This window comes from Streptomyces sp. NPDC050161 (assembly GCF_044460025.1).
Lineage (GTDB): Bacteria > Actinomycetota > Actinomycetes > Streptomycetales > Streptomycetaceae > Streptomyces.
Window position 1 is genome coordinate 27,443 of sequence record NZ_JBITJM010000005.1, and the last position, 13,879, is coordinate 41,321.

Annotated in this window: 10 protein-coding genes, 1 tRNA gene and 1 riboswitch; of the genes, 2 read left to right on the plus strand and 9 right to left on the minus strand. The window is 70.9% G+C overall.

Annotated elements, in window-relative coordinates; genetic code table 11:
• Positions 1 to 45 precede the first annotated feature (45 nt).
• A tRNA-Leu gene (locus ACIBK8_RS10135) sits at positions 46 to 127 on the minus strand.
• A 456-nt stretch (positions 128 to 583) separates the two neighbouring features.
• Here ACIBK8_RS10135 and ACIBK8_RS10140 point away from each other — a divergent pair.
• Positions 584 to 1,366 carry an ABC transporter ATP-binding protein gene (locus ACIBK8_RS10140; RefSeq protein ID WP_393683116.1) on the plus strand — a complete coding sequence of 261 codons (783 nt, stop codon included), beginning with the start codon at positions 584 to 586 and terminating at the stop codon, positions 1,364 to 1,366.
• A gap of 54 nt (positions 1,367 to 1,420) precedes the next feature.
• Entirely contained in the window at positions 1,421 to 3,955 is a 2,535-nt protein-coding gene (locus ACIBK8_RS10145) for an ABC transporter permease (protein WP_399041265.1), read from the plus strand.
• Between the two features lie 83 nt (positions 3,956 to 4,038).
• Here ACIBK8_RS10145 and ACIBK8_RS10150 read toward each other — a convergent pair whose 3' ends face one another.
• The 8 genes from ACIBK8_RS10150 to ACIBK8_RS10185 form a co-directional block, all read right to left on the minus strand.
• Positions 4,039 to 5,349, minus strand: coding sequence for a class I SAM-dependent methyltransferase (locus ACIBK8_RS10150; protein ID WP_399041267.1), 1,311 nt, complete (start codon positions 5,347 to 5,349; stop codon positions 4,039 to 4,041).
• Positions 5,350 to 5,547: 198 nt separating this feature from the next.
• Entirely contained in the window at positions 5,548 to 6,924 is a 1,377-nt protein-coding gene (locus ACIBK8_RS10155) for an NAD(P)/FAD-dependent oxidoreductase (protein WP_399041268.1), read from the minus strand.
• Between the two features lie 446 nt (positions 6,925 to 7,370).
• The gene (locus ACIBK8_RS10160; protein ID WP_399041269.1) at positions 7,371 to 8,312 is read right to left on the minus strand and encodes an exopolyphosphatase; all 942 of its coding nucleotides are present in this window, start codon (positions 8,310 to 8,312) and stop codon (positions 7,371 to 7,373) included.
• Positions 8,309 to 8,878, minus strand: coding sequence for a DUF501 domain-containing protein (locus tag ACIBK8_RS10165; protein ID WP_393683127.1), 570 nt, complete (start codon positions 8,876 to 8,878; stop codon positions 8,309 to 8,311). Before ACIBK8_RS10165 ends, ACIBK8_RS10160 begins: the two co-directional genes overlap by 4 nt.
• A gap of 110 nt (positions 8,879 to 8,988) precedes the next feature.
• Positions 8,989 to 9,447 carry a septum formation initiator family protein gene (locus tag ACIBK8_RS10170; RefSeq protein ID WP_399041270.1) on the minus strand — a complete coding sequence of 153 codons (459 nt, stop codon included), beginning with the start codon at positions 9,445 to 9,447 and terminating at the stop codon, positions 8,989 to 8,991.
• A 227-nt stretch (positions 9,448 to 9,674) separates the two neighbouring features.
• A complete protein-coding gene (eno, locus tag ACIBK8_RS10175) occupies positions 9,675 to 10,961 on the minus strand; it encodes a phosphopyruvate hydratase (protein ID WP_399041271.1) in 1,287 nt (428 codons plus the stop codon).
• 491 nt (positions 10,962 to 11,452) lie between these two features.
• The gene (locus ACIBK8_RS10180) at positions 11,453 to 12,127 is read right to left on the minus strand and encodes a transglycosylase family protein (RefSeq protein ID WP_399041272.1); all 675 of its coding nucleotides are present in this window, start codon (positions 12,125 to 12,127) and stop codon (positions 11,453 to 11,455) included.
• 4 nt (positions 12,128 to 12,131) lie between these two features.
• A riboswitch (cyclic di-AMP (ydaO/yuaA leader) is annotated at positions 12,132 to 12,340 on the minus strand.
• Between the two features lie 218 nt (positions 12,341 to 12,558).
• A complete protein-coding gene (locus tag ACIBK8_RS10185; RefSeq protein ID WP_399041273.1) occupies positions 12,559 to 13,614 on the minus strand; it encodes a transglycosylase family protein in 1,056 nt (351 codons plus the stop codon).
• Between the last annotated feature and the right edge of the window lie 265 nt (positions 13,615 to 13,879).

Sequence of the window (13,879 nt, forward strand, 5' to 3'; positions counted from 1 at the left end):
AGGCATCCAGCTGTTTGTGCAGGTCAGGCGGTATGTACTGGGCAGTGCCCGGAGCCGGACTTGAACCGGCACGGCCCGAAGGCCAGCGAGGTTTAAGCTCGCCGTGTCTGCATTCCACCATCCGGGCCTGGGCTCCCCCACGACACCTCAAAGAGGGCAGCACGAGCGTAGCCCGCAGGGCACCACGCACTTCGGCCAGCGACCCCGAGGTTGTCTTATTTTATTGGCAACTGAGGGAGCATCAGCGACGGGTACAGGCCGTTGTCACATGCCTGGTGGCCCCCTTCGGCGCAACCATCCGAAACGCATTCCATGCCCGAATTGACGGAAAGTCGATGCCGGTCCGACAGCCTCCGGGGGCGCCGCCTCCAGGCGCGTACAGGGCGCGTTGTACGGCGGCCGTCCTCGGGGTCCTTCTCCTCCCCAGGGATGACGGCCGACGGGACGGCTACGCCCCAGGGCTGCCCCAGGACGGTCACACGGGTTGACGTTCTCGCCGGTTCCGCGGGCCGACGATGGAAGGGCCCGCCGGTACGCCCGGCGGACCGTCCGTACCGCCGCCGCCCGACAGGAGCACTTCCCCGTGACCACCACCCACTCCGGCGTCTCCACCGCCACCCGCGCCACCGCGGTGGCCGCCCGCGCCACAGATCTCACCAAGGTCTACGGGCAGGGTGAGACCCAGGTGGTCGCCCTGGACGCGGTCTCCGTTGACTTCCGCCAGGCCCAGTTCACCGCGATCATGGGCCCCTCCGGCTCCGGCAAGTCGACGCTGATGCACTGCATGGCGGGCCTGGACGCGATATCGGGCGGCTCGGCCCGGATCGGCGACGTCGAGCTGACCGGCCTGAAGGACAAGAAGCTCACCCAGCTGCGCCGCGACAAGATCGGCTTCATCTTCCAGGCGTTCAACCTGCTGCCGACCCTGACGGCGCTGGAGAACATCACGCTGCCGATGGACATCGCGGGCCGCAAGCCGGACCGCGCCTGGCTGGACCGCGTCGTCGAGACCGTCGGCCTGGCGGGCCGCCTCAAGCACCGCCCCAGCCAGCTCTCCGGCGGCCAGCAGCAGCGCGTCGCGGTCGCCCGCGCCCTCGCCTCGCAGCCGGAGATCATCTTCGCCGACGAGCCCACCGGCAACCTCGACTCGCGCTCCGGCGCCGAGGTGCTCGGCTTCCTGCGCAACTCCGTCCGCGAGCTGGGCCAGACCGTCGTCATGGTCACCCACGACCCGGTCGCCGCCTCCTACGCGGACCGCGTGGTCTTCCTCGCCGACGGCCGGATCGTCGACGACATGCCCGACCCGACCGCCGACATGGTGCTGGAGCGCATGAAGGGTTTCGACGCCAAGGGGCGTACCAGCTGACCCGCAGCAGCCGCCGCCCGTACTTCGGACCTCTTCTTCAGGACTGACACACCCATGTTCCGTACCGCCTTGCGCAACGTGCTCGCGCACAAGGCCAGGCTGCTGATGACCACCCTCGCCGTGATGCTCGGCGTGGCCTTCGTCTCCGGCACCCTGGTCTTCACCTCGACCATCTCCGACGCCCTCCAGTCCAGCGCCCAGAAGGGCTACGACTCCGTCGACGTCGCCATCCAGCCGCACCGCTCGGACAGCGCGGCCGGCAACCCCGGCGCCGCACCCGGGCTCAGCAACAAGCTGCTCGACAAGGCCGGGAAGGTGCCGGGCGCCGCATCGGCCACCGGCAGCGTCTCCGGCTTCACCGCCGTCGCCGACAAGCACGGCAAGCTGATCGGCAACGGCTTCTCGACCCTCGGCGGCAACTACTACCCCGGCACGGACGGCAAGGACGCCCGCTATCCGCTGCGCGACGGCGCCGCCCCCCAGCGGGCCGGCGAGATCGCGCTGGACGCCAGGACCGCGGACCTGGCCGGCTACCGCGTCGGCGACACCGTACGGATCTCCGTCGACGGACCCGTCCGCGAGGAGAAGCTGACCGGCGTCTTCACCACCGACGACGGCGCGGTGTCCGCGGGCGGCAGCCTCGCGCTGTTCGACACCGCCACCGCGCAGCGACTGCTCGGCACCCCGGGCACGTTCGACGAGATCGACGTCAAGGCCGCCCCCGGCACCTCGCAGCACGCGCTGAAGACCGCGGTCGACGCGATCCTGCCGCACAACGCCGCCGAGGCCACCACCGGCAAGCAGCTCGCCGACGACCAGGCCGAGCAGATCGCAAAGGGCATGGAAGGCATGAAGACCGGCCTGCTGGCCTTCGCCGGCATCGCCCTCTTCGTCGGCGTCTTCATCATCGCCAACACCTTCACCATGCTGGTCGCCCAGCGCACCAAGGAACTGGCGCTGCTGCGTGCGGTCGGCGCCAGCCGCCGCCAGGTGACCCGCTCGGTGCTGATCGAGGCGTGCGTGGTCGGCGCCGTCGCCGCCGTCGTCGGACTCGCCGCCGGCATCGGCATCGGCGCCGCGCTGCGCGCGCTGATGAACGGCACCGGCGCCACGGTGCCCGACGGCCCGCTGGTGGTCTCCCCCTCGACCGTCCTGACCGCGCTGGCCGTCGGCATCGTGGTGACCGTGCTCGCGGCCTGGCTGCCGGGCCGCAGGGCCGCGAAGATCCCGCCGGTCGCCGCGATGAACAGCGTGCACGCCGCCGCCACCACCAAGTCGCTGGTGGTCCGCAACACCATCGGCGCGCTCTTCGCCGGCGCGGGCACCGCGGCCGTCCTGGTCGCCACGGGCATGGACGACGGCAAGGCCCTGATGGGCCTGGGCGCGGTGCTCCTGCTGATCGGCGTCTTCATCCTGACGCCGCTGCTGTCCCGGCCGCTGATCGCGCTGGCCTCGCCGGTCCTGCGGATGTTCGGCATCTCCGGCAAGCTCGCGCGGCAGAACGCGGTGCGCAACCCGCGCCGTACGGCCGCCACCGCCTCCGCGCTGATGGTCGGGCTGACCCTGATCACCGGCCTGACGGTGATCGCCGGCAGCGTGCAGAAGGGCATCGACAAGATGGCCACCGACGCGCTGAAGGCCGACTACATCGTCTCGATGGCCGGGAAGACGCCGCTCTCGCCGGACGTCGCGAAGAAGATCGGCACCCTCGACGAGGTCACCGCCTCCAGCCCGCTGCGCAACTCCCCCGCCCGCATCGGCTCCGCCACCGAGTACCTGACCGGCGTCAACGGCAAGGACTTCGGCAAGCTCACCCGCCTCGACTTCACCAGCGGCGGCCTGTCCGGGCTGCGCGGCGACGCGGCCGTGGTGGACGCGGACACGGCGAAGGAGAAGGGCTGGCGGGTCGGCTCGCACGTCCCGGTGACGTTCGAGGACGGCAAGAAGGGCGCGCTGACCGTCTCGGGTGTCTACGAAGGCAACGAGATGATCAAGGGCATCATCCTGGACAACGGCGTCCTGGCCCCGCACCAGAAGCACGCGTCCGACATGCAGGTGATGGTCAAGACCCAGGCCGGCGTCTCCGACTCCACCAAGGACTCGCTGGTCAAGGCGCTGGGCGACAACCCCGCCATCTCCGTCCAGGACAAGAAGGACGTGTCCGACGGCATCGCGCAGACCATCAACCTGATGCTGAACATGCTCTACGGCCTGCTGGCCATGGCGGTGATCGTCGCGGTGCTCGGCGTCGTCAACACCCTGGCGATGTCGGTCTTCGAGCGCTCCCAGGAGATCGGCATGCTGCGCGCCATCGGCCTGGACCGCTCCGGCATCAAGCGGATGGTGCGCCTGGAGTCGCTGGTCATCTCGCTGTTCGGCGGGGTGCTCGGCATCGGCCTCGGCGTGTTCTTCGGCTGGGCGGCAGGCGAGCTGATCTCCGGGTCGCTCGGCACCTACGAACTGGTGCTGCCCTGGGGCCGGATGGGCCTCTTCCTGGCCCTGGCCGCACTGGTCGGCGTGCTGGCCGCGCTCTGGCCCGCCCGCCGCGCGGCCCGGCTGAACATGCTGGCGGCGATCAAGGCGGAGTAGCCGCCGCCCGTTACGGATGAGGGCCCCCGCACCACGAGCTGTGGTGCGGGGGCCCTCATCCGTACGGCGGTGGGGCGGCGGCCTCAGCCCCGCCACTCCCGCACCCGCAGCGGCAGTCCCGATGCGCCCGATTCCGGCGTACGCACCGCGAGCACCTGGTTGATCCCTATCCGGTTGCGCTCGAAGGACAGCGCGGACGCGGCCATGTAGAGCCGCCACACCCGGGCCCGCCCCGGAGACGTCAGCTTCACCGCCGCGCTCCAGTGCTTCTCCAGGTTGGCGACCCAGCGGCGCAGCGTCAGCGCGTAGTGCTCGCGCAGCACCTCGACGTCCCGCACCTCGAATCCGGCGTCCTCCAGGGCGCCGGTGGTCCGGCCGACGGGGGCCAGCTCACCGTCGGGGAAGACGTACCGGTCGATGAACTCGTCGACGTGGTACGCGTCTTCGTCCTCCAGGGGCCGCCGGGCGATCTGGTGGTTGAGCAGCCGGCCGCCCGGCTTCAGCAGGGCGTACAGGGCGCTCGCGTACTCGGCGTAGAGCGCCCGGCCGACGTGCTCGGCCATCCCGATCGAGGAGATCGCGTCGAACGGCTCGTCGTGGATCTCGCGGTAGTCCTGCACCCGGATCTCGACACGGTCCGCGAGCCCGGCCTCCGCGATGCGCTTGCGCCCGTAGGCGGCCTGCTCCTCGGAGAGGGTGATGCCGACCGCCCGCACGCCGTACTCGCGGGCGGCGTGCAGCACCATCGAGCCCCAGCCGCAGCCCACGTCCAGCAGCCGCTGGCCTTCCTTGAGGCCGAGCTTGCGGCAGATCAGGTCGAGCTTGTCGCGCTGGGCGTCCTCCAGGGAACCGTCGGGGCCGTCCCAGTACGCGCAGGAGTAGACCATCGACGGGCCGAGCACCAGCTCGTAGAAGTCGTTGCCGACGTCGTAGTGGTGGCTGATGGCTTCCTTGTCGCGCAGCAGGGTGTGCAGCGGGCCGCGGCGGTTCCTGGCCTCCTCGGCGGGCGGCGCCGGCGGGATCGGGGCGCCCGCCAGGGTGACCAACTCCTTGGCGGCGGCCCGGATCTCGGGGCGGGCCAGGGCGCGCAGCAGCGGCGCGCGCTGCGGGGCGGGAGCCGCGGTGCCGCGCTCCCAGATCAGCCCGGCCAGCAGGTCGAGGGCTTCGTAGAGGTCGCCTTCCACCTCGATGTCACCGGCCACCCAGGCACGGGCCAGACCCAGCTCGCCCGGCTTGAACAGCAGGCGGCGCAGCGCTCTTCGGTTACGGAAGACGAGTACGGGTGCGCCCGGAGGGCCGGACTCGCTGCGGTCCCAGGCGCGGATACGGACCGGGAGGGGTGCTCCCAGCACCTCCTCGGCGAGCTTGGTGAGCCGTCCAGCGGCGTCGGCCATGTCGCACACCTCCGTGTTGACGTGGGGCAAACAAGTTTCACCCACCACGTAAACGCCAATTGGGCGCCGAAATAGTCCCGTTCCCGCGTAAGGGAACAGCAAAAGGCACGGCGCACGCTACGGCGCACACGCCGAAGGGCGCCCGCCCCACGGATGGCGGACGCCCTTCGGGCTGGTCGGATGACCCCGACCGAGGTGTCAGGAAGCGTTGGCCTTCGGCTTGTCGGCCGCGGGCTTCGGCGCGGGCTTCGCCGCCTCGTAGAACTCCTCGCGGGGGTTCTGCATGGCGCTGAGCGACACGACCTCACGCTTGAGGAACATCGCGAGGGTCCAGTCGGCGAAGACCCGGATCTTGCGGTTGAACGTCGGCATGGCCATGCCGTGGTACGCGCGGTGCATGTACCAGGCGAGCCGGCCCTTGAGCTTGATCTTGGTCTTGCCCAGGACGATCATCGCGACGCCCTTGTGCAGACCGAGACCGGCGACCGCGCCCTTGTTGGCGTGGCTGTAGTCCTTCTGCGGGAAGCCGCGCATGCCGGACACGACGTTGTCGCCGAGCACCTTGGCCTGGCGCAGCGCGTGCTGGGCGTTCGGCGGGCACCAGGCGTTCTCGTTGCCCGCCTTGCGGCCGACCATGTCCGGGACCTGGGCGTTGTCGCCGGCAGCCCAGATGTAGTCGGTGCCCTGCACCTGGAGGGTGGTGCCGGTGTCCACGTGGCCGCGCGGGCCCAGCGGCAGACCGAAGCGGGACAGCGCCGGGTTCGGCTTGACACCCGCGGTCCACACGATGGTGTTGGAGTCGACCTCGAGCCCGTTGTTCAGGACGACATGGCCGTCCACGCAGGAGTCCATGCCGGTCTTGAGGTAGACCTCGACGCCGCGGCCCTCAAGGTGCTCCTTGCCGTAGGCGCCGAGCTTCGGGCCCACCTCGGGGAGGATCTTGTCGGCGACGTCGACCAGCAGGAAGCGCATGTCTTCGCGCTTGACGTTGTTGTAGTACTTGGCGGCGTCGCGCGCCATGTCCTCGACCTCGCCGACGGTCTCCGCACCCGCGAAGCCGCCGCCGACGAACACGAAGGTCAGCGCCTTGCGGCGGACGTCTTCGTCGGTCGTGGAGTCAGCCTTGTCCAGCTGCTCCAGAACGTGGTTGCGCAGGCCGATGGCCTCTTCCACGCCCTTCATGCCGATGCCGTTCTCGGCCAGGCCGGGGATCGGGAAGGTACGGGAGACCGCGCCCATCGCGATGACCAGGTAGTCGAAAGGCAGCTCGTACGCCTCGCCCACCAGCGGGGCGATCGTGGCGACCTTGCGGTCCTGATCGATGGTGGTCACCCGACCGGTGAGCACCTCTGCCTTGGGCAGCACGCGTCGTAGCGGAACCACGACGTGGCGGGGAGAGATGCTGCCGGCCGCAGCTTCAGGGAGGAAGGGCTGGTACGTCATGTACGAGCGCGGGTCGACGACCGTGACGGTCGCCTCGCCGTACCGCATCTTCTTGAGGATGCGGCGTGCCGCGTACAGGCCTACGTACCCACCGCCTACAACGAGGATCCTGGGACGCTCCGTGGTGCTCATGCAATCGAGTATCCACCCCTGCTCGGGGGGTCGCTCGTGAGCCCCTTCACAAGCACTCGGGGGGTATCTGCTACACTCCGCCACCCCCGTGACGGACGCCATAGCGCATCACGGGAACCACTGGGCCGGTCAAGGCGTTGGATACCCCTGTTGATCAGGGATTGTGAACGCACGGGCGGCTGAACCACACACCCCGTAAGCACGGAGAAGGCCCTCCGGAACCCGGACTTTCACCGGTTCCAGAGGACCTAGGACCTTCGAATGAGGGCCCTCGGACCGCTTTGTTCAGCCATCGGGCACTTTTTTCATGTGAAGAGTTTCACGAACTTTCCCGCCGCCCCCGCACCACGAGCCCCCCAGGAACCCTCAAACCCCGCTTCCCGGCGCTCGGACGGGGCCCAGCGCGCTCGGAAACGGACGGGCCGGGGGGCGACTCCCCGACCTCGTCAGGCGAGGCTCCAGGCGATCCCGTCCAGGATGTCGTGTTCGCTGACGACGACCTCCGTGGCGCCGGTCCGTTCCATGATGGCGAGCAGGACGAGGGCGCCGGCGGCGATCACGTCGACGCGGCCGGGGTGCATGACCGGGCTCGCCGCGCGCTCCGCGTGGGTGGAGGCGAGCAGTCGGGCGGTGATCTCCTGGACCCCGGCCAGCGGGATGCGCGCGTGGTGGATGGCCTGCGAGTCGTAGTGGTCCAGGTCCAGGGCGAGGGCGGCGACGGTGGTCACCGAGCCCGCCAGGCCCACCAGGGTCGCCGCTTCGGCCAGCGGTACGGCCTCCTCGGCGTGGTCGAGCGCCGCGTCGACGTCCGCGCGTATCGCGGCGATCTGCTCGGCGCTCGGCGGGTCGCTGACCTCGCCGTCCCGCAGCAGGTGCCGCTCCGTCATCCGGACGCAGCCGATGTCGACCGACCGCGCGGCCCGCACGGAGTCCGAGCCGAGCACGAACTCGGTGGAGCCGCCGCCGATGTCCACGACCAGGTACGGCTGCGCGAGATCGGTGCGGCCGGTCAGCTCCTTGGTGGCGCCGGTGAAGGAGAACTCCGCCTCCTGGTCGCCGGTGATCACCTCGGGCTCGACGCCCAGGATGTCCAGCACGCCGCGGACGAAGTCCTCGCGGTTCTCGGCGTCCCGGGAGGCCGAGGTCGCCACGAACCTGACCTGCTCGGCACCCAGCTCCTTGATCACCGCCGCGTAGTCCCGGCAGGCGGCGAAGGTCCGCTCCAGCGCCTCGGGCGCCAGCCGCCCGGTGCGGTCCACGCCCTGGCCCAGCCGGACGATCTGCATCCGGCGGTCCAGCTCCTTGAGCTCGCCCGTCGCCGGATCGGCGTCGGCGACCAGCAGGCGGATGGAGTTCGTACCGCAGTCGATGGCGGCTACCCGCTTCATTCCGCGTCTCCTTCGGGGGCTCCGGCGTCCCGCGCCGCATCCGGGGTGTCCTGGCACGGCGAGACGCACGGGCCCTTGCGCCACCACTCCGGCAGCATCGCGATGGCCTCGTCGCCGAGCGGGTTGACGCCGGGACCGGCCGCCAGCGAGTGGCCGACCAGGACGTGCAGGCACTTGACCCGGTCCGGCATCCCACCGGCGCTGGGGAAGCCCTGGAGCACCTCGATGGCGTCCCTGCGCCGGATGTAGTCCTCGTGCGCGGCGCGGTAGGCGGCGGCCAGTTCGGGGTCGGTCGCCAGCCGCTCGGTCATCTCCTTCATCACGCCGTTGGCCTCCAGCGTGCCGATCGCGGAGGCCGCGCGCGGGCAGGTGAGGTAGTAGAGCGTGGGGAAGGGCGTGCCGTCCTCCAGGCGCGGGGCGGTCTCGACGACGTCCGGCTGTCCGCAGGGGCAGCGGTGCGCGATGGCCCGCAGGCCGCGCGGCGGGCGGCCCAGCTGCTCCTTGAAGGCGGCGATGTCCGCGGCGGTGGGTTCGGTGGGCTCGGTCTGGGGCGGGGCGGTGTCCATGTGCGCTTTCGGTGGGATCGGGGTCCGCGGGCGGGCGGCGGCCGGTGCGGCACGTACGCCGCCTGCGGCGGGGACAGGTCGGGTCGGGGCGGGCGGGACGGTCCGGTCGGTCACCTCTTGTCGGCCGAGTCGACGCCGTCCCAGAGATTCTTGTACCAGGGCCGCTCGGCCGCCCCCGCGCCCTTGCGCGCGGCGCCCGTACCGGCGCCGGTGCCGTCCTGGACGAGGTAGCCGGTCTCCCCCGGCCTGACGAAGTGCAGATGCAGCCTGGCCTGCTGCTCGACGTACGCGGGGTCCTGCCAGCGCGCCTTCTCGTCGCGCAGCCGGTCCAGCGTCCGGCCCGCTTCCTGGGCCTTGCGACGCTGGTCGGCGATGTCCGAACGCTGCGACACGTACTGCCTTATCGGGTACGCGAGCGCCACGACGAGGGAGCACATCACCAGGGCCAGCAGGGCGGCGCGGCCGGTCAGCCGGTTGCGGCGGGGCCGCCGGGCGCGGTAGACGCGGGCCGCCGCCTGTTCACCGAGCGCCTTGAGCCGGGTCGCGGTCGAGAACCGGTCAGCGGGCACGTCGCCTCCCCTGGATTGCCGTCTTCGCGGAGGTACGAACGTACGCTCCACGGCCACGCTCCGCGCCGGTCCTGGCCGTTCGGAGACAAAGCCGTCCCCGGCAACGGTACGGGACCGCTGCCGGGGACGCTGCGAGGCGGGACGCCACGCTCGGGCCGATCGGCCCTGCCGTTCCGGTCAGTTCGCGGGGCGCCGCGGTGATCGGTTCGCAGGGCGCTGTGCCTGTGTCAGTTCGCGGGGCGGAACCGGGGGAAGGCGGAGCGGCCGGCGTAGACGGCGGCGTCGTCGAGGATCTCCTCGATGCGCAGCAGCTGGTTGTACTTGGCGACGCGCTCGGAGCGGGCCGGGGCGCCGGTCTTGATCTGGCCGCAGTTGGTGGCGACGGCGAGGTCGGCGATGGTGACGTCCTCGGTCTCGCCGGAGCGGTGCGACATCATGCACTTGAAGCCGTTGCGCTGGGCCAGCTCGACGGCGTCCAGGGTCTCGGTCAGCGAGCCGATCTGGTTGACCTTCACCAGCAGCGCGTTGGCGGAGTTCTCCTCGATGCCGCGGGCCAGGCGCTCGGGGTTGGTGACGAACAGGTCGTCACCGACGAGCTGGACCTTGGCGCCGAGCTTCTCGGTGATGACGTGCCAGCCGGCCCAGTCGTCCTCGAACAGCGGGTCCTCGATGGACACGAGCGGGTAGTCGGCGACGAGGCCCTCGTAGTACTCGGTCATCTCGGCGGCCGAGCGGTCCGAGCCCTCGAAGGCGTACTTGCCGTCCTTGTAGAACTCGGAGGCGGCGACGTCGAGCGCCAGCGCGATGTCCTGGCCGGGGACGTAACCGGCCTGCTGGATGGCCTCCAGGATCAGGTCGAGCGCCTCGCGGTTGGAGCCGAGGTTCGGGGCGAAGCCGCCCTCGTCACCGAGACCGGTGGAGAGGTTGCGCTCCTTCAGGACCTTCTTGAGGGTGTGGTAGACCTCGGCGCCCCAGCGCAGCGCCTCGGAGAAGGACTCCGCGCCGATCGGGGCGATCATGAACTCCTGGATGTCGACGTTGGAGTCGGCGTGCGACCCACCGTTGAGGATGTTCATCATCGGGACGGGCAGGACGTGCGCGTTCGGGCCACCGAGGTAGCGGAACAGCGGCAGGTCGCTGGCCTCGGACGCGGCGTGCGCGACGGCGAGGGAGACGCCCAGGATGGCGTTGGCGCCGAGGGAGCCCTTGTTGTCGGTGGCGTCCAGGTCGAACATGGCCTGGTCGATCAGCCGCTGCTCGGTCGCGTCGTAGCCGACCAGCTCCGGGCCGATCTGCTCGATGACGGCGAGGACGGCCTTCTCGACGCCCTTGCCCTGGTAACGGCTGGGGTCGCCGTCGCGGAGCTCGATGGCCTCGAAGGCGCCGGTCGAGGCGCCGGACGGAACCGCGGCACGGCCGGTGCTGCCGTCGTCGAGGCCGACCTCGACCTCGACCGTGGGATTACCTCGCGAGTCGAGAATTTCGCGGGCTACGACGACGTCGATGGACGGCACGTTGTCTCCTTCATGGGTGTCTGGAGTTCTGCAGCACGAGCCTAACGGCCTGTTGCCGTTCCGCTCGCCCTCAGCCCCCTCGACGGGAGGAAGAATGACCCAAAGGCCCAGTTCGCGGGAGTTCGGGCAGCTTCGTCCGCCGGGCGGGAGAGCAGCTGTAAGGGGCGGTCACGTCGCTGTGTCCGGCACCAGGGTACGGAACGGAGAGACCCCGCCGCGGCGCGATGCGGGGACGAACGCGCCGGACGGGGCATCTCGCGGGAAGAAAACGGGCAGAGCGGGGTGAATGAGAGCGAAGGGATCTCAATGCGCATTACGTGCATTTAGTTCAGCTCGGGAGATATGAGCGAACTCCCGGGCGCCCTCCGGCTCTTCGGCCCCCGCCGCCTCCCGGGTGAGCGGTTCGCGCGGACCGCCGTACGCGCGAACTGCTGCGGTCATCCGGGAGGAGGCACCGGGCACGGAGCCCTCAAGACCCTGCCAGGGTGGGCTCAGATGCTGAGCTTCTGGCCCGGGAAGATCAGGTTGGGGTTGCCGCCGATGACGGACTTGTTGTTCGCGTAGACGGACTTCCAGTTGGTGCCGTGCGCCTTGGCGATCTTGGCGAGGGTGTCGCCGGACTTGACGGTGTAGTTGCCGTGCGGGTTGGACTTCGGCGCCGGCTGGGACTTCTGCTGCTGCGGGGCCGGGGCCGGGGTGCTCTTGTGCTGCGGGGCCGGGGTCTCGGCCTTCCGCTGCGGGGCGGCCTTGGTCGTGCCGGAGCCCGAGGAGGTGTCGACGTTGGCGGCGGGGCCACCGGAGGTCAGGTTGCCGGCGCCGGCGCAGGACCAGGCACCCGGGCCCTGGATGGCGAGCAGCTTCTCGGCGGCGGCGATCTGCTGGCTCTTGGTGGCCAGGTCGGCGCGGGGCGCGTACTGGGTACCGCCGGCGGCGGCCCAGCTGGACTGCGAGAACTGCAGGCCGCCGTAGTAGTTGTTGCCGGTGTTGATCGACCAGTTGCCGCCGGACTCGCACTGGGCGACGGCGTCCCAGGTGGCGACCGAGGCGGCGGAGGCGGAGGAGGCGCCCATCAGCGGGACGGCCACAGCGGCACCGGCGACACCGGCGAGGGTGGCGACGCGGACGGCCTTGGACGGACGACGGTGCTTGCCCTTGTTGATCAGCATGGTTCGTTTTCCTCACCGACGCCTACGAGGTGAGCTGTCGGGTTCGGGCTGTGAGCTGCCCGGCCGTGTGCGCTTCACACACGTCTTCACCCCAAGCCGGCTGACCCGCTTTCACGGGCGGGGCCGGCGCTTACCTTGGTTCCCCCGCTCCTGCCTTCGGCGCTTGCGCGTCGACTGCCTTCACCCACCGGCAGGATTCGGCGTGTGAGCGAAGGGCCCGCTTTGGCGAGCGGTCCTGACCGTAGACATGAACCCCTGTGCGGTTCAAACCCCGTTTTCTGCACCCAGTTGGCCGCCAATGCCCGCAGAGCGCTCATATTTCCGCAGGTAGGGCGCGGTATGGATTCAGCGGACGGGTCGGACACCGCGGGCGTCAACGAGAGCCATGTCTCACTTTCGCCAAAAGGGACGAAAGCCGACTAACTACCCGCTCAGCGCCCCAGATCGAGACGCTGTCCGGGGTGGATGAGGTCCGCGTCGGAGCCCACGACCTCACGGTTGCGCTCGTACAGCGCGGGCCAGCCGCCGGGCAGCTCCCGGGCCTCGGCGATGGCTGACAGGCTGTCACCGGGGCGCACGGTGTAGTCGCCACGAGCCGGCTGCGGACGCTCCCCGCCGCCCCGCGAGGCGTGCCGCCCCGAGGACCTGCCGCCGTCGTCCGCACCCTCGCCGCCGCGGTGCTTGCCGGGCGGCGTCGGGTCGGGGCTGCCGCTGCCAGGCGTCGCGGAGTCACCGGAGCCGTCGGACGCATCGGATCCGCCCGTGCCGGGCGTCCCGTGCTCGCCGCTCCCGTCCTTGCCCTTGCCCTCGCCGTCGTGGCCGCTGCCGTCGCCCTCGGCGTGGCCGGGGTCCGGCGCGCCGGGCTCCGGTGTGGCGTCGGACGGGTCGGGGGCGGGGTCGTGCGAGCCCGAAGTGCCGGACGGGTCCGGAGCATCCGATGGGTCCGCGGTGTCCGACGGGTGTGACGGGTCGGACGGGGAGGGCGAAGCGTGCGAACCGGGGGTGTCGGCCGGATCGGTCGCGTCGTCCGTGCCGCCGGTGCCCTGGTCGTCGTGGTCCGTGGGGGCGGGGGCCGGCGCGTCGGTGCTGCCCGGATCGACGTCCGGTGCGCGGCCTCCCCGGGAGAGGCCGGCGTCGGCGGCGCAGCTCGGCCAGGCGCCGGGGCCGCGGTCGTCCAGGATCTTCTCGGCCACGGCTATCTGCTGGGCGCGGCTGGCCATGTCGGGGCGCGGCGCGTACGCCAGGCCGCCGTACTCCTGCCACAGGTCCGCGGTGAGCCGGAGACCGCCGTAGCCGTCGCCTGACGCGCCGCTCCACACCCCGCCGCTCTCGCACTGGGCGACGCGGTCCCAGGTGGCGGTGTCGGCGGCGTGTGCGGAGCCCGCGCCGAGCAGTGGCATGGCGATGCCGGCGCCGGCCACTCCCGCCGTGACAAAGAGGGCCGGTGCCTGACGGGGTCGACGATGGCGGCCGTTCCCGGAGCGCATGCGGTTGCCTTTCGAGCGGCGTTGAGTTGTCGCACCGGCGGATGCCGGCCGGCCGAGGCTTCGGCGCGGCCGTCCCGCCGGGGCGGTCGAGCACAGGTTCGGTCGAAAGGTAGCCGGGCTCACGGGTCGTCACAAGCCGGTGTAGCGGAGATCACGCAGAGGTCACGTAGCTGACGCACCGTCAAGAAATCGGTTGTCACGGCCCTCATCAGGCACGTCGCCGAGCCGGTAGCAGACCGGCCCGCGTGGGCGTCAACCGGCCTGC

Excerpts from the sequence above, each read along its gene's own strand:
- ACIBK8_RS10155 (WP_399041268.1), bottom strand. The coding sequence starts at position 6,924 with ATGAGCACCACGGAGCGTCCCAGGATCCTCGTTGTAGGCGGTGGGTAC.
- ACIBK8_RS10145 (WP_399041265.1), top strand. The coding sequence starts at position 1,421 with ATGTTCCGTACCGCCTTGCGCAACGTGCTCGCGCACAAGGCCAGGCTG.
- ACIBK8_RS10160 (WP_399041269.1), bottom strand. The coding sequence starts at position 8,312 with ATGAAGCGGGTAGCCGCCATCGACTGCGGTACGAACTCCATCCGCCTG.
- ACIBK8_RS10150 (WP_399041267.1), bottom strand. The coding sequence starts at position 5,349 with ATGGCCGACGCCGCTGGACGGCTCACCAAGCTCGCCGAGGAGGTGCTG.
- ACIBK8_RS10165 (WP_393683127.1), bottom strand. The coding sequence starts at position 8,878 with ATGGACACCGCCCCGCCCCAGACCGAGCCCACCGAACCCACCGCCGCG.
- ACIBK8_RS10180 (WP_399041272.1), bottom strand. The coding sequence starts at position 12,127 with ATGCTGATCAACAAGGGCAAGCACCGTCGTCCGTCCAAGGCCGTCCGC.
- ACIBK8_RS10185 (WP_399041273.1), bottom strand. The coding sequence starts at position 13,614 with ATGCGCTCCGGGAACGGCCGCCATCGTCGACCCCGTCAGGCACCGGCC.